The organism is Pseudomonas sp. SWI36 (genome assembly GCF_002948105.1).
GTDB classification, from domain to species: domain Bacteria; phylum Pseudomonadota; class Gammaproteobacteria; order Pseudomonadales; family Pseudomonadaceae; genus Aquipseudomonas; species Aquipseudomonas alloputida.
In genome coordinates, this window is sequence record NZ_CP026675.1 from 2,289,603 (window position 1) to 2,304,388 (window position 14,786).

Consider the following 14,786-nt stretch of genomic DNA (forward strand, 5'->3'; position numbering starts at 1 on the left):
TCCTGTGCCCGCCTTTTCGTAGTCCCCCTCCGCATGCTCCCCGCACAGCGCCCTACGCGCTGATACGCCCGAATCGACTGTCCTTTCGCCGCGCCACGCCTGGAGTATTGCCATGCTGACCTTCCTCGGCTTTGCCATGGTCATCACGTTCATGTACCTGATCATGACCAAGCGCCTTTCGGCCTTGATCGCGCTGATTCTGGTACCGATCCTGTTCGCCCTGTTCGGTGGTTTTTCCGCCAAGATCGGCCCCATGATGCTAGAGGGCATCAGCAAGCTCGCACCTACCGGCGTGATGCTGATGTTCGCCATCCTCTATTTCGCCCTGATGATCGATTCCGGCCTGTTCGACCCGGCCGTTCGCAAGATCCTCAAGCTGGTCAAGGGCGATCCGCTGAAAGTCTCGGTCGGCACCGCTGTACTGGCCCTGGTGGTCTCGCTCGACGGTGACGGTGCCACCACCTACATGATCTGCTGCGCCGCCATGCTGCCGATGTACAGCCGCCTGGGCATGAGCCCGCGGATCATGGCCGGCCTGATCATCCTCGCCGGCGGCGTGATGAACATGACCCCATGGGGTGGACCGACCGCGCGTGCTGCCAGCGCCCTGCACGTAGACCCGTCAGACATCTTCGTACCGATGATCCCGGCCATGCTGTTCGGTGTACTGGCGATCCTGGCCATTGCCTACATGTATGGCAAGCGTGAGCGTGCCCGCCTGGGCGAACTGCATCTGCCTACCGACGACATCGACCACAGCGAAATCACCGTCTCGCAGTACCCGGACGCACGCCGGCCCAAGCTGCTGTACTTCAACGGTGCCCTGACCGCCGCCCTGATGGTCGCGCTGATCGCCGGCCTGCTGCCGCTGCCAGTGCTGTTCATGATTGCCTTCAGTATCGCCATGATCGTCAACTACCCGTGCCTGCAACAGCAGAAGGACCGCATCGCCGCCCACGCCGGCAGCGTACTGGCCGTGACCGGGCTGATCTTCGCCGCCGGCATCTTCACCGGCATCCTGTCCGGCACCGGCATGGTCGACGCCATGTCCAAGAGCCTGCTGGCGGTCATCCCCGAGGCGCTGGGCCCATACTTGGCCGTGATCACCGCGATCGTGAGCATGCCGTTCACGTTCTTCATGTCCAACGATGCGTTCTACTACGGCGTGCTGCCGGTGCTGGCCGAAGCCGCCAGCCACTATGGCATCACCCCGGTGGAAATGGCCCGTGCGTCGATCGTCGGGCAGCCGGTACACCTGCTCAGCCCGCTGGTACCCTCCACCTACCTGCTGGTAGCCCTGGCCGGTATCGAGTTCGGCGATCATCAGCGCTTCACGCTCAAGTGGGCAGTGCTGGTATGCCTGTGCATAATGCTCGGCGCACTGCTGATGGGGATTTTCCCGCTGTTCAGTAGTCTTTAATACATCCGTATCACGTACGCGACGCGCCCTGACCGGGGCGCGTTGCCATTACCGCTCGAAGGAAAATACATGGAATGGCTGACCAGCCCGGAAATCTGGGTTGCCTTTTTCACCCTTACCGCGCTTGAGATCGTCCTCGGTATCGACAACATCATCATGATCTCGATTCTGGTCAGCCGCATGCCCAAGCACATGCAGCCACGCACCCGGATCTTCGGCCTGGCCCTGGCCATGGTCACCCGTATCATGCTGCTGCTGTCGATTACCTGGGTCATGCGCCTCACCGCCGACCTGTTCGTGGTCTTTGGCCAAGGCATCTCCGGGCGTGACCTGATCCTGTTCTTCGGTGGCCTGTTCCTGCTGTGGAAGAGCTCGCAAGAGATCTACCACGGCCTGGAAGGCGAGGACGAGAACGCAGAGGAGCCCAAAGGCGCAGGTGGCAAGTTCTTCTACACCATCATCCAGATCGCCATCATCGACATCGTGTTCTCGCTGGACTCGGTGATCACCGCTGTGGGCATGGTTTCCCACGTACCGGTGATGATCGCCGCCATCGTTGTGGCCGTGCTGGTGATGATGCTGTGCGCCGGCGCCATCAGCAATTTCATCGACAAGCACCCGTCGCTGAAGATGCTCGCGCTGTCGTTCCTGATCGTGGTCGGTACTGTACTGATCGCTGAAGCGTTCGAAGTGCATGTGCCGAAGGGCTATGTCTACTTCGCCATGGCCTTCTCGCTGGCGGTGGAGGCCATCAACATCCGCATGCGCACCGCCATGGCCCGCAAGGATGGCAAGGATCATGAACCGGTGAAACTGCGCAAGGACATTCCGGGTCAATAAGGCCAAGGAAGTGCAGCACAACAAGGGCCCTTCGCAGGGCCCTTTTTAATGCCTTTTTTCTGTGCGTTTTTTCCTGCGCGTTGTCACTGTGGAGGCTTGCCCGCGAAGCAGCCCTCACGGGCAGTCATTCGTTTCAAGATCTGTTTCAAATAAATGACTGCCATGCGAAGCTGGCGACAGCTGGGCAAAACAACTAAAGCTTTGAGTGAGCACCGAAAATTCTTCAAATGCTCACGTTTCTTTTCTTGGCCCGATGGGCCTATGCAACAGGGGGCCTTCGCCATGCTGACCCTGCTCAACCTGCTCTCGGCCGTGACGCTTCTGGTCTGGGGTACCCACATTGTGCGCACCGGCATCCTCCGGGTATTCGGCTCGAACCTGCGACGCATCATCAGCCAGAACATGGACAAGCGCCCGCTGGCATTCATCGCCGGTATTCTGGTCACGGCCATGGTTCAAAGCAGCAACGCTACGGCCATGCTGGTCACCTCGTTCGTCGGCCAAGGCCTGATGGCCATGACCCCGGCCTTGGCGATCATGCTGGGTGCCGACGTGGGTACCGCACTGATGGCCCGGGTACTGACCTTCGACCTGTCCTGGCTGTCGCCGCTGCTGATCTTCCTTGGCGTGATCTTCTTCCTTTCGCGCAAGCAGACACGGGCCGGCCAACTGGGCCGGGTGGGCATCGGGCTTGGCCTGATCATCCTGGCACTCGAACTTATCGTGCAGGCAGCTGCGCCGATCACCCAAGCCCAAGGCGTGAAAGTGCTGTTTGCCTCACTGACCGGCGACATCATGCTCGACGCTCTGGTCGGGGCAATGTTCGCCATGATTTCCTACTCCAGCCTGGCTGCGGTTCTGCTCACAGCGACACTGGCCGGCGCCGAACTGATCAGCCTGCCGGTCGCCATCGGGCTGGTGGTCGGCGCCAACATCGGCAGCGGGCTGCTGGCCTTCATCAGTACCAGCATGCAGAACGCCGCCGGGCGTCGGGTGGCCTTGGGCAGCCTGCTATACAAGCTGATCGGCCTGGTGCTGATCATCCCTGTGCTGCACCCGCTGGTGGCATGGATGGACTCGCTGAGTTTCAGCCCTCAGGAACTGGTCATCGGCTTTCACCTGCTCTACAACACGCTGCGCTGTCTGATCATGCTGCCCACGGTCAAACCGATGGGTCGGCTGTGCAACGCCCTGCTACCTGAACGGGAAATCGGCAATGGTCAGGTGCGCCCGCGCCACCTTGACGCCTCGGCCCTGGAAACGCCCAGCCTGGCCCTGGCCAACGCCGCCCGCGAGACCTTGCGCCTGGGGGACATCGTCGACAGCCTGCTCGAAGCCATGCTTGGAGCCCTGCGTGGCACCCAGACCGCCTTGCCACAGCAAGTTCGCGCCTTGGGCGAAGACGCCGAAGCCCTGTACAGCGCAATCAAGCTGTACCTGGCGCAGATGTCACGGGAAGACCTCAGCGAACAGGACAACCGCCGCTGGGCCGAAATCATCGAGCTGTCGATTAACCTCAAACTCGCCTGTGACCTGATCGAACGCATGCTGCGCAAGGTCCAGCAGCAGAAAACCAGCCAGCGACGGGAGTTTTCCCAGGTAGGCCTGGAAGAGCTGACCGGCCTGCAGGAGCAATTGCTGGCCAACCTGCGCCTGGGCCTGTCGGTGTTCCTCAGTGCCGACCCGGAAAGCGCCCGCTTGCTGCTGCGGGAAAAACGCCGGTTCCGTGCCCAGGAACGGCGCCTCGCCCACGCCCATGTCAGCCGCCTGCAGCGCAAGGTCGTGCAAAGTATCGAGACCAGTTCGCTACACTTGGAGCTGATCGCCGACATGAAGCGGTTGAACTCTTTGTTCTGTAGCAGTGCCTATGTGGTACTGGGCGGCTCGGACACCGGAGGGCTGATGCTCGACAGTGTGCCCGATGAAGCCCGCCTGCCGTGATTTCTCCTAGCTGAGGACCCTCGCTCGCCCATGCGTTGCCTGATGTTCGTTTGCCTGCTGATCTGCAGCCTGCCCTCGTTCGCCCTCGACCGCTCGCGGGTTGAAGGCTACCTGTTGCCCAATGGTCTGCAGGTCATCCTGAAAGACGGCTACGAACGTGACCATGTGGCGATTCGCCTGGTGGTCGGCGTGGGCCTGGATGATTTCGACTGCGAGCAGAAAGAGCTGCCACACCTGCTTGAGCACCTGCTGTTCAGTGGCATCGACGAGACAGGCGAAGGCGGGCTGGAAGAGCGCCTGCAAGCGCTCGGCGGAGAGTGGAACGCCTATACCAGCAGTGCCGACACCACCTTTGTCATCGAGGCCCCGGCACGCAACCAGCGCAAGGTCCTCGACCTGCTGTTGGCAGTCATCCGCGATACCACCATCGACGCCAAGGCCTTGGCCACCGCCAAGCGCATCATAGAGCGCGAGGACGGCGGCCACTATGGCCATCTGCAGCGCTGGCTCGACCGCCAGGATATCGGCCACCCCGCCAGCGACCAACTGGCCACCGAGCTGGGGCTGAAATGCCCGGAGCGCTCCAACCTCGACGACATGACCTTGGCGCAAGTTCAGGCGCTGCGTGAACGCTGGTACGCCGCCAACAACATGACCCTGATCATGGTCGGTGGCCTCGACCGCCTGCTTCCGGCCTATCTGGAGCGGTCGTTTGGCGAACTGCCCGCCACTGAACCCGAAGAGCGCCGCAACCTTGAAAGCATCACCCGACAGGCCGAGCAGCGTCGCAACCTGACCCGCGGCTGGCTGGGTGATGGCGTCAAATTGCACTGGCTGTTCATCGAGCCGGTGCTGGACAATGACCACCAAGCCACCCTCGACCTGCTGTCGCGCTACCTGGACTGGGCGCTGTACGACCAGCTGCGCCTGCGCAACGAGCTGTCCTACGGCCCCTCCGTGCAGCGTGAGAGCTTTGGCGACACCGGCTTGCTCAGCCTCAATGCGGACCTTGAGCGCGATGACATCGACAAGGCTGTCAAGGTGATGCAGGCCCTGTTCGACCACCTGCGCAAGGAAGGCCTGGACCCGGACACCTTCGCCCGCATCAAGGAAGCCAGCATCGCCAAGGAAAGCTGGAGCACCCAAGGCAACAGCGCCTTGGCCGACTACTACTGGGGGGCGCTGAACGACTATACCGACGGGCGCTTTGCCAACCCGATGCGCAAGCTGCGCCAGGTCAGCCTGGAACAGGCCGACGAGGCACTGAAGGATCTGCTCAAGGAAGATGGCTATGTGCGCATCGAAAAGCCGTTGCTAGGCTATGACGAGCTTTACGGGCTGATGGCCTTGCTTGTGGGGCTGGGCCTGGCGGCGGGGCTGTTGCGCTGGCGGCGGCATGGACCTGAACGGCCCAGTGGTGCTACACGGCAGCGGTAAATCGGCGGTATCCTTTTGCCAGTACCGACCCTTTCGCGGGCTTGCCCGCGAAGAGGCTGGCACAGCCACCTCACTTTTCTGTCGTAGCCCCCAATGCCCCAAATCCCCCATATCGTCCAGCGCATCATCGAACTACTCAAGCGCTACCCCGGCATCATTGCGCTCGGCGGTTTCCTCTCCGGTATCGGCAGCTTCATCCTGGTCGACCGCCAGGCTGGCCTGGCCAGCTGGGTCGCCGTGCTCATGCTGGTCAGCTGGGTCTGGCTGATGCTGGAGAACACCCTCACCGGGCTGTTCGCGCGCACTTTCAACCGCGAGATCCCTCAGCCGCTGCTGCGCTACGCAACGCAGATGATCCACCAGGAAACGCTGTTCTTCGTGCTGCCGTTCTTTTTCATCACCACCACCTGGAACAGCGGTCAGCTGGTCTTCACCGGCTTGCTCGGCGCCGCCGGCCTGGTTTCGATCACCGACCCGCTGTACTACAAGTGGCTGGCACCACGGCGCTGGCTGTTCCTGGCGCTGCATACCCTGACGTTGTTCGCCGCTCTGCTGACCGCGCTACCGATCATCCTGCACCTGACCACCGCACAAAGCTTCAAGCTGGCCCTGATCGCGGCCATGGCCCTGTCATTCCCCAGCCTGGCCAGCAGCTTCCCGATCAACAACTGGCGCCGCGCCGTGGCACTGGTGCTGGTTACCCTGTCGGTCGGTGCCGGTGGCTGGCTGCTGCGCTCCTGGGTACCGCCGGCAACCCTGTGGATGACCGAGGTGGCGGTGAGTACCGAAGTAATGAACCGCCAACCGGGCGACTCGCTGGACGAAATTGCCGCCAGCCGCATCCGCAGCAGTGGCCTGTATGCCTACACCGCCATCAACGCGCCACGCGGCCTGAACGAGCGGATCTACCACGTGTGGCAGAAGGACGGCCAAGAGGTCGACCGCATTGCCCTGGACATCCACGGCGGGCGCAAGGAAGGCTATCGTGCCTGGACCCACAAGCAGAACTTCCCGCCCAACCCGGTAGGCAAGTGGCAGGTGAGGGTGCTGACCGAGGATGGGCAAGTGATCGGCGTGCTGCGCTTCAAGGTGGTCAATGATGCACCCGCGAGTAGTTGACCCCCTGCCTTGCGCAGCACAAGGCGGCTCCAGGTCACTGTTGCCAAGCGTACACACAGCACATAATCACCAAACAGCCCATGCCCCCTGCGCTATGATCAGCCCCTAAGCCTTAGCGCCGAGTCAATTGCATGGAGCCTATGACCAACCCCAGCGCCACCCTGGACACCAGCAGCCAACCGGCCTGCCTGCGTATTACCGGTGACTGGACCCTGGCACACTACGCCAACCTCAAGCGCGAGAGCGAGCGCCTGCGCTCGCAGTGCCCTGCCGACACCGTCGCCGACCTCAGCCAGCTGGGCCGCCTGGACACTGCCGGCGCTTCGCTGCTGGCCGAACTGCTAGGCTCCGAGCGCCTGTCGCACTGCACCCACGCGCTGCCTGAAGCCAGCCAGGCGCTGCTGAAAAACGTCTACTGTTCGGTCCAGGATTACTGCATCCCGGTCAAGGAGCCCGAGCGCAATGTGCTGTTGCTGCTGCTGGAGCGTATCGGCCGCGCCGTCGGCACGCTGTGGCAGGACAGCATGCAGCTGCTTGGTTTCGTCGGTGTGATTCTGGAAACCTTGCTGCGCCGCGCCTTCCAGCCACATCGCTGGCGCTTCACTCCTGTGGTGGCACATATTGAGCAGACCGGGCTGGACGCCGCGCCCATCGTTGCGTTGCTGACCTTTCTGGTAGGCGCCGTAGTCGCTTTTCTCGGGGCCACGGTGCTGGCCGACTTCGGCGCGACCATTTTCACCGTCGACCTGGTCGCGTTCTCGTTCCTGCGCGAGTTCGCCGTGCTGCTGACAGCCATTCTCATGGCCGGCCGCACTGCCAGCGCGTTCACCGCGCAGATCGGCTCGATGAAGGCCAACGAAGAAATTGACGCCATCCGCACGCTGGGCCTCAACCCCATGGAGCTGCTGGTGGTGCCGCGGGTACTGGCTCTGCTGATTTCGCTGCCGTTGCTCACCTTTGTCGCCATGATCTGCGGCATCGTTGGCGGGGCGGTGGTATGCGCCCTGACACTGGATATTTCACCGGCCATGTTCCTGTCGCTGCTGCAAACCGACATTGGCGTGCAGCACTTCCTGGTAGGCCTGGCCAAGGCACCGTTCTTCGCCTTCCTGATCGCCGCCATCGGCTGCCTGGAAGGCTTCAAGGTCAGCGGCAGCGCCGAGTCGGTGGGGGCACACACCACCTCGGCAGTGGTGCAGTCGATTTTTGTGGTCATCGTGCTGGATGCGGTGGCAGCGCTGTTCTTCATGGAGATGGGCTGGTGAGTGGCCAGAATTGCGTAATCGAAGCCCGCGGCATCTGCAACCGCTTCGGCCGCCAGGTGGTGCATGAAAACCTTGACCTTGACCTGTACCGCGGCGAAATCCTCGCCGTGGTAGGCGGTTCAGGCAGCGGCAAATCGGTGCTTCTGCGCAGCATCATTGGGCTGCGCCGGCCCAATGAAGGGCAGATCAAGGTGCTCGGCCAGGACCTGACCGGCCTGCGCGAAGAACAGCGTTCACTGGTCGAGCGGCGCTTTGGCGTGCTGTTCCAGAAGGGGGCGCTGTTCTCTTCGCTGACGGTGACCGAAAACGTGGCCTTGCCGCTGATCGAGCACGCCGGGCTGTCCCGTAGCGATGCCGAGCACCTGGCCGGGGTGAAACTGGCCCTTGCCGGGTTGCCGATCTCGGCTGCCGACAAGTACCCGGCCTCGTTGTCGGGGGGCATGATCAAGCGCGCAGCGCTGGCCCGCGCCTTGGCCCTGGACCCGGACATCCTGTTCCTCGACGAACCCACGGCTGGCCTGGACCCGATCGGTGCCGCGGCATTTGACCAGTTGATCCTTACCCTGCGCGATGCGCTGGGCCTGTCGGTGTTCCTGATCACCCACGACCTCGACACCCTGTACACCATCACCGACCGCATTGCGGTGCTGTCGCAAAAGAAGGTCCTGGTGGCCGGCCCGCTGGCCGAGGTCGAGAAGACCAACGACACCTGGATCCAAGAATACTTTCACGGCCCACGCGGGCGCGCAGCCGAACAGGCTGCCACCCGTGCCGGGCAGGAGCGCTGAGCAATGGAAACCCGAGCCCATCACGTCCTCATCGGCCTGGTCACCGTTCTGGTGGTGACAGGGGCCATGCTGTTCGGCCTGTGGCTGGCCAAGTCCAGTGTCGACGACGCCTTCAAGGATTACGAAGTGGTGTTCAACGAAGCCGTGTCCGGCCTTTCTCCCGGCAGCACGGTCCAGTACAACGGCATCAAGGTGGGCGACGTGTCCACCCTGCGTCTGGACCCGAAAGACCCGCGCCGGGTACTGGCACGCGTGCGCCTGAGCGCCGATACCCCCGTGAAGGAAGACACGCAGGCCAAGCTGACCCTGGCCGGCGTCACCGGCAACTCGTTCATCCAGCTCAGCGGCGGCACCCCGCAAAGCCCCGAGCTTAAAGGCAAGGATGGCAAGCTGCCGGTGATCATCGCTTCGCCATCGCCAATCTCGCGTCTGCTCAACGACAGCAGCGACCTGGTGACCAACATCAACATGCTGCTCCATAACGCCAACCAGATGTTCTCCGAGGACAACATAGGCCACCTCAGCAACACGCTGGCCAACCTCGACAAGACCACCGGCGCCTTTGCCGGCCAGCACGGCAGCATCGCCGAGGCCATCGCACAGCTGGTGCAGGTGGGCAAGCAGGCCAGCGCCACCCTGGCCGAAACCCAGGCATTGATGCGCAATGCCAACGGCCTGCTGGATAGCGAAGGCAAGCAGGCGATCGGCAGCGCCGAACAGGCCATGCAGTCACTGGCCCAAAGCACGGCAACCATCAATAACCTGCTCCAGAACAACAGCGAGGCTATAGGTGACGGCGCCCAGAGCCTGAACCAGCTTGCCCCGGCCATTCGTGAACTGCGCGAAACACTTAACGCGCTCAAAGGCATTTCCCGGCAACTGGAGGCCGACCCAAGCGGCTACCTGCTTGGCCGCGACAACAACAAGGAGTTCCAGCCATGAATCCGTCGCTGCGCCTGCTGACCCTGGCGGCCTCGCTGAGCCTGGCCAGTGCCTGCTCGATCCTGCCGAAGAGCGAACCTGTGGACCTTTATCGCCTGCCGGTGAACCAGCCCAGTCGCACAGCGCCGCCGCTGGAGTGGTCATTGCGCCTGAACAAGCCGCTGGCCAGTGAAGTGTTGGCTGGGCCAAGGATTGCCGTGGTTCCGCAGGGCAATGTGGTGAGCAGCTACAAGGGCGCGCGCTGGAGCGATGCGGCCCCGGTGCTGCTGCGTAACCGCTTGCTCGACGGGTTCCAGCGTGAGGGCCAGGTACAGCGCCTGAGTGCTGACGACAGTAACCTGCAGGCAGACTACGAGCTGGCCGGCGAGCTGCAGGCATTTCAGAGTGAATACCGCACGGATGGGGCAGTGGAGGTGGTGATCCGCTATGACGCTCGCTTGGTCCAGGGCCGCAACCAACGCATCCTGGCCAGCAAGCGCTTCGAAATCCGCCAACCGCTGGACGACAAACAGGTATCAGCAGTGGTCGCCGGCTTCGGCCAGGCCAGCGACCAGCTGGTGGGGCAAGTCGTGAACTGGACCATCACCCAGGCCAACCAGGCACAACTGAAGCTTCAGGCAAAGAACCAGTAGCAGACGAAGATCGCCGCGACTACCCCTGAAAACTCGGCCAGAAGTGCGCAACCGACCGCATGGCGCACGCGCTGGATGCCCACGGCACCAAAGTACACGGCCAGTACGTAGAAGGTGGTTTCGGTGCTGCCCTGAATCGTCGCTGCCACCAAGGCAGGGAAACTGTCCACGCCTTGGGTCTGCATGGTCTCGATCAGCATTGCCCGCGCTGCGCTGCCAGAGAACGGCTTGACCAGCGCGGTGGGCAGGCCCTCGACGAAGCGCGTGTCCAGGCCCATCCAGCTCACCGCATGGCGGATACCGTCCAGGGCCAGCTCCAGGGCACCAGAGGCGCGCAGCACACCCACCGCCACCAGCATCGCCACCAGGTAGGGCAGCAGGCTCTTGGCCACATCGAAGCCTTCCGTGGCGCCTTCGACAAAGGCTTCATACACCTTCACCCGTTTCAGGGCGCCCACCACCAGGAACAGCATGATCACGCCAAACAGCGTGAGGTTGCCCAGGAGCGACGACAGGCTGGCCAGCGCGGCGGCCGACAGGGTGCCAAGAAAAGCCATGAAGCCTCCCAGCAGCAAAGCGCCGGGGATGAAGTAGGCAAGCACCACCGGGTCCCACAGACGCAAACGCTGCATCACTGCCACCGACAGCAGACCAACCAGGGTCGAGACGCTGGTCGCTAGCAGGATTGGCAGAAACACCATGGTCGGGTCTGGCGCGCCTTGCTGGGCCCGGTACATGAAGACAGTTACCGGCAGCAGGGTCAGCGACGAGGCGTTGAGCACCAGAAACAGGATCTGCGCGTTGCTCGCGGTGGTGCTGCCGGGGTTCAGCTCCTGCAGCGCGCGCATGGCCTTCAGGCCAATCGGCGTAGCAGCGTTGTCCAGCCCCAGGCCGTTGGCAGCGAAGTTCATGGTGATCAGGCCCAGGGCTGGGTGGCCGGGCGGCACCTCCGGCATCAGGCGGGCGAACAACGGGCCCAGCACCCTGGCCAACCATTCGACGATACCGGCCTTCTCGGCGATCTTCAGAAAGCCCAGCCAAAGGGTCAGTGTGCCGAACAGCAGCACCATCACCTCGACCGACAGCTTGGCCATGGCGAATATGCTTTCGACCATTGCCGCGAAGATGCCTGCGTTGCCACCCACCAGCCATTGGGCCATGGCGGACACCGCCGCCACCAGGAAAAAGCCGAGCCAAAGGCCGTTGAGCATCCGTATGTTCCCCCTGAAAAGTGCCCGAATAATAGCGTATCGCAGCCTGTGACTGGCGATCGCGAGCCTTTGTAGGCGCGGCTCAAGATCTCGCAGATAACAAAAAGCCCCGACAAGTCGGGGCTCTTGGTCAAACAGCCATCAGGCTCAGCGCTTGGCGGTTTCGCCAACCACTGCAGCTCCCTGCTTCTCGGCCATCAGCGAGGCGTAGTACTGCTCGCCCTTGACCGCGTCGTACATGCCTTCCCAGCGAGCAATGACCAATGCAGCCAAGGCGTTGCCCACAACGTTCAGTGCAGTACGGGCCATGTCCATGATGCGGTCCACGCCCGCGATGAAGGCCAGGCCTTCCAGCGGAATGCCCACGCTGCCCAAGGTGGCCAGCAGTACCACGAACGATACGCCCGGCACACCCGCGATACCTTTGGAAGTGACCATCAGGGTCAGCACCAGCAGCAGCTGCTGGCTCCACGACAGGTCGATACCGTACAACTGGGCAATGAAGATCGCCGCGATGCTCTGGTACAGGGTCGAACCGTCGAGGTTGAACGAATAGCCGGTCGGTACCACGAACGAGCAGATCGACTTCGGCGCGCCGTACTTCTCCATCTTCTCGATCACCCGCGGCAGCACGGTTTCCGAACTGGAGGTGGAGTAGGCCAGGATCAGCTCATCTTTCATGATGCGCATGATCTTGATCACCGAGAAGCCGAACAGGCGGGCAACCAGGCCCAGTACCATGAAGGCGAAGAAGGCGATGGCGAAGTACACCAGCACAACCAGCTTGGCCAGCGGCAGCAGCGAGCTGAAACCGAAGTTGGCCACGGTCACCGCAATCAGGGCGAACACGCCGATCGGGGCGTAGTTCATGATCATGTGGGTGACCTTGAACATGGTCTCCGAAACAGCCTGGAAGGTACGCACCAGCGGGTCACGCAGCTCTGCCTGCAGGCTCGACAGACCCAGGCCGAACATCACCGAGAAGAAGATGATCGGCAGCATTTCGCCACGCATCAGCGCTGCGAAGATGTTCGACGGAATCAGGTTGAGCAGGGTTTCGATGAACGCGTGCTCATGTTGCACTTCGGCCGCTGTCGCCTGGTACTTGGAGATATCCACAGTGCCCAGGGTGCTCATGTCGATGCCGGCACCCGGATGGAACAGGTTGGCCAGCACCAGGCCTACGACGATGGCGATCGTGGTCACCACTTCGAAGTAGATGATGGTCTTCAGGCCGATACTGCCCAGTTTCTTCGCGTCGCCAACACCGGCGATGCCCACGATCAGCGACGAAATCACGATCGGGACGACGATCATCTTGATCAGGCGGATGAAGATGTCACCAGCGGGCTGAAGGACGTTGCTGATCCACCATGCCTTTTCTGCACTGAAATGATTCAGTAGCGCGCCGATTGCAACACCCAGGACCAGACCGATGACGATCTGCCAGGCGAGGCTCAGTTTTGCCTTCTTCATGTCTTTACCCTTTGTTTTAGTGGTCATGGCACCTGGCGGAAACACGCGTAACAGAGCCATGGGCAAGGTCACGGGCAATAAAGGCTTCCGTCAGGCGACGTCATGTAAGGACACCGCAGGCGAGCGACAGGGCGCTCTGGCCAGCGAAAAAGGCGGCAACTATTGCGACGGCAAGGGGCGAAAGCTAATGCCTGAAACGCATAGCCCATGCCGTTTATGCATACTGTTTTCGACCTAGCCGGCAGCTTCGCAAGTGCTTGATTTATAACATTCGGAATCCCGAACAAGACCAAACCGCCATATTTCGGCAGATTTGGCGGGACAGATAGAACACGAAAGATGGCCTGTTCGACAATCCGAATGGCGGAAATGCCACTTGTAGCAGCACTAGGAAGGTCGAAAAAAAATTGATGTACGGTCGAGACAAAATGTGTCCCAGGGGAAAAAACGCGCAAGGGAGGCGACGTTTCCTACATGGCTCCTCGGAAGTCAGGTCTGGCAAGGTATCCCTGTGACACCGCCGACCTGAGACTTCCGATTCCGCCTTTCCTGACCCGGCCCATTACTGGAGGCACTCCCTGTACCCCTAGGCCACTCCGGTCCTGTAACAATCAGAGCAGCCCGACCCCTTGGTCATGTGCTACCCCTCCTCGGGGCGGCGCATCATAGAAGGCTGAACTATAGAAAGCTTCAGCTTCTATTACGTGACAGTGAGTGACCTTTCATCCGTACCGGCAACAATGCTCAGTACCAGTTCGGGTCACGCTTGAGCTGCTCCTGCAGCATTGCCTTCATGCCGTCGTCAGGTTCGCCCAGCCAGCGGTACTGCGCATGACGGGTGGGCGACTTGTCGCTCGGCAAACCTTCGGGCACCTCGACGAGCATCCCGTAGGCATCATCCTTGTCCCAGCTGAACGCCACGATCAGCCGCTTGTAGGTGCAATTGTCCTGTTTTTCGCACAGCGGGCCGACTAGGTACTTGTCGCCGTCCTCAGTAACGGCAGACATCTGCTGCTGAGAACTGCCGGTCAGATTGACCACCCAATCGGGCAGGCGTTCCTCGCCTTCGAGGGTGTCCTGCCAGGTTTCCCGGTACTCCGGGTCCGAGCCGAGCAGTTGGTCGACCCGAACCTGGCCGTCATTGGCCGCCATGGCCGCCGCGCTGCCGCCCAGCAACAGGGCGGCGACCACGGCTGAACGAAGCTTCCTGCTCATCTTCAACCTCGTCCGCGTCCAAAGAAGAAGGAGGCTACAAACAACACCAGGAAGACAATGAACAGGATCTTGGCGATACCTGTAGCAGCGCCCGCGATACCACCGAAGCCCAATACGGCGGCGACAATGGCGATGATGAGGAAAGTGATAGCCCAACTCAGCATGGTAGTTCTCCTTTCTTTTTGCGGAATCGATCCGGCCGCCTGGTCAGAAAACCCAGCGTTCCTGGGGAACAACTTTTTCCACAGTGGCCGGTGAGGCAATGGCCTGGCCAGCTGGTTGCCAGTCAGCGGCCTTGACCAAGGTGTTGGCACGAGTTGCCTGAATTTGCGTCAACAGGGCAGTCTGAGCCGCCACCTGCTCAGCCAGACGCGCCGTCTGCAAGCTGTAATAGAAGAGGCCAGCGGCCAAGGTCAGCAGCATCGCCATGCCGAGTGTCAGCATCTGGCGCAAAGGCAGTGCAGCGCTCTGCGAGCGGTTGACGGATTGGCGGTTCATGC

14 protein-coding genes are annotated in these 14,786 nt (G+C 61.8%); 9 read left to right on the forward strand and 5 right to left on the reverse strand.

Features of this window, described 5'->3' with window-relative positions; genetic code table 11:
• Positions 1-112: 112 nt before the first annotated feature.
• The 9 genes from C4Q27_RS10990 to C4Q27_RS11030 all read left to right on the forward strand — a co-directional run bounded on the left by C4Q27_RS10990 (position 113) and on the right by C4Q27_RS11030 (position 10,384).
• Positions 113-1,420: a CitMHS family transporter gene (locus C4Q27_RS10990; RefSeq protein WP_010951541.1), complete on the forward strand. Its 1,308-nt coding sequence runs from the start codon at positions 113-115 to the stop codon at positions 1,418-1,420.
• A 69-nt stretch (positions 1,421-1,489) separates the two neighbouring features.
• Entirely contained in the window at positions 1,490-2,260 is a 771-nt protein-coding gene (locus C4Q27_RS10995; protein ID WP_020192918.1) for a TerC family protein, read from the forward strand.
• A 282-nt stretch (positions 2,261-2,542) separates the two neighbouring features.
• A complete protein-coding gene (locus C4Q27_RS11000) occupies positions 2,543-4,201 on the forward strand; it encodes a Na/Pi cotransporter family protein (RefSeq protein ID WP_010951539.1) in 1,659 nt (552 codons plus the stop codon).
• Positions 4,202-4,231: 30 nt separating this feature from the next.
• Positions 4,232-5,638, forward strand: a complete 1,407-nt coding sequence (locus C4Q27_RS11005) for a pitrilysin family protein (RefSeq protein ID WP_064490878.1) — start codon at positions 4,232-4,234, stop codon at positions 5,636-5,638.
• 93 nt (positions 5,639-5,731) lie between these two features.
• On the forward strand, positions 5,732-6,757 hold the full coding sequence (locus C4Q27_RS11010) for a DUF5924 family protein (RefSeq protein WP_064490879.1): 1,026 nt from the start codon (positions 5,732-5,734) through the stop codon (positions 6,755-6,757).
• A gap of 131 nt (positions 6,758-6,888) precedes the next feature.
• Positions 6,889-8,022 carry an ABC transporter permease gene (locus C4Q27_RS11015; protein WP_064490880.1) on the forward strand — a complete coding sequence of 378 codons (1,134 nt, stop codon included), beginning with the start codon at positions 6,889-6,891 and terminating at the stop codon, positions 8,020-8,022.
• Positions 8,019-8,810, forward strand: coding sequence for an ABC transporter ATP-binding protein (locus C4Q27_RS11020; RefSeq protein ID WP_010951535.1), 792 nt, complete (start codon positions 8,019-8,021; stop codon positions 8,808-8,810). The genes C4Q27_RS11015 and C4Q27_RS11020 overlap by 4 nt, the downstream gene beginning before the upstream one ends.
• Before the next feature lie 3 nt (positions 8,811-8,813).
• The gene (locus C4Q27_RS11025; RefSeq protein WP_010951534.1) at positions 8,814-9,752 is read left to right on the forward strand and encodes an MlaD family protein; all 939 of its coding nucleotides are present in this window, start codon (positions 8,814-8,816) and stop codon (positions 9,750-9,752) included.
• On the forward strand, positions 9,749-10,384 hold the full coding sequence (locus C4Q27_RS11030; protein WP_064490881.1) for an ABC-type transport auxiliary lipoprotein family protein: 636 nt from the start codon (positions 9,749-9,751) through the stop codon (positions 10,382-10,384). The genes C4Q27_RS11025 and C4Q27_RS11030 overlap by 4 nt, the downstream gene beginning before the upstream one ends.
• On the opposite strand, the gene C4Q27_RS11035 is transcribed toward C4Q27_RS11030, so the two are convergent.
• The 5 genes from C4Q27_RS11035 to C4Q27_RS11055 form a co-directional block, all read right to left on the reverse strand.
• Complete coding sequence (locus C4Q27_RS11035) at positions 10,366-11,595, reverse strand: nucleoside recognition domain-containing protein (RefSeq protein ID WP_020191151.1); 1,230 nt, start codon at positions 11,593-11,595, stop codon at positions 10,366-10,368. The genes C4Q27_RS11030 and C4Q27_RS11035 overlap by 19 nt on opposite strands.
• Positions 11,596-11,742: 147 nt before the next feature.
• A complete protein-coding gene (gltP, locus tag C4Q27_RS11040; protein ID WP_064490882.1) occupies positions 11,743-13,071 on the reverse strand; it encodes a glutamate/aspartate:proton symporter GltP in 1,329 nt (442 codons plus the stop codon).
• 744 nt (positions 13,072-13,815) lie between these two features.
• Positions 13,816-14,286 carry an inhibitor of vertebrate lysozyme family protein gene (locus C4Q27_RS11045; protein ID WP_010951530.1) on the reverse strand — a complete coding sequence of 157 codons (471 nt, stop codon included), beginning with the start codon at positions 14,284-14,286 and terminating at the stop codon, positions 13,816-13,818.
• 2 nt (positions 14,287-14,288) lie between these two features.
• Positions 14,289-14,450 (reverse strand): DUF1328 domain-containing protein, encoded by a 162-nt coding sequence (locus tag C4Q27_RS11050; protein WP_003252966.1) that lies wholly within the window; start codon positions 14,448-14,450, stop codon positions 14,289-14,291.
• Positions 14,451-14,493: 43 nt separating this feature from the next.
• Positions 14,494-14,784, reverse strand: a complete 291-nt coding sequence (locus C4Q27_RS11055) for a hypothetical protein (protein ID WP_003252968.1) — start codon at positions 14,782-14,784, stop codon at positions 14,494-14,496.
• Positions 14,785-14,786: the final 2 nt, after the last annotated feature.

Bases quoted from the DNA above. Each gene is read 5' to 3' on its own strand.
- C4Q27_RS10990 (WP_010951541.1), top strand. From the start codon at position 113: ATGCTGACCTTCCTCGGCTTTGCCATGGTCATCACGTTCATGTACCTG.
- C4Q27_RS10995 (WP_020192918.1), top strand. From the start codon at position 1,490: ATGGAATGGCTGACCAGCCCGGAAATCTGGGTTGCCTTTTTCACCCTT.
- C4Q27_RS11000 (WP_010951539.1), top strand. From the start codon at position 2,543: ATGCTGACCCTGCTCAACCTGCTCTCGGCCGTGACGCTTCTGGTCTGG.
- C4Q27_RS11005 (WP_064490878.1), top strand. From the start codon at position 4,232: ATGCGTTGCCTGATGTTCGTTTGCCTGCTGATCTGCAGCCTGCCCTCG.
- C4Q27_RS11010 (WP_064490879.1), top strand. From the start codon at position 5,732: ATGCCCCAAATCCCCCATATCGTCCAGCGCATCATCGAACTACTCAAG.
- C4Q27_RS11015 (WP_064490880.1), top strand. From the start codon at position 6,889: ATGGAGCCTATGACCAACCCCAGCGCCACCCTGGACACCAGCAGCCAA.
- C4Q27_RS11025 (WP_010951534.1), top strand. From the start codon at position 8,814: ATGGAAACCCGAGCCCATCACGTCCTCATCGGCCTGGTCACCGTTCTG.
- C4Q27_RS11030 (WP_064490881.1), top strand. From the start codon at position 9,749: ATGAATCCGTCGCTGCGCCTGCTGACCCTGGCGGCCTCGCTGAGCCTG.
- C4Q27_RS11035 (WP_020191151.1), bottom strand. From the start codon at position 11,595: ATGCTCAACGGCCTTTGGCTCGGCTTTTTCCTGGTGGCGGCGGTGTCC.
- gltP (WP_064490882.1), bottom strand. From the start codon at position 13,071: ATGAAGAAGGCAAAACTGAGCCTCGCCTGGCAGATCGTCATCGGTCTG.
- C4Q27_RS11045 (WP_010951530.1), bottom strand. From the start codon at position 14,286: ATGAGCAGGAAGCTTCGTTCAGCCGTGGTCGCCGCCCTGTTGCTGGGC.
- C4Q27_RS11050 (WP_003252966.1), bottom strand. From the start codon at position 14,450: ATGCTGAGTTGGGCTATCACTTTCCTCATCATCGCCATTGTCGCCGCC.
- C4Q27_RS11055 (WP_003252968.1), bottom strand. From the start codon at position 14,784: ATGAACCGCCAATCCGTCAACCGCTCGCAGAGCGCTGCACTGCCTTTG.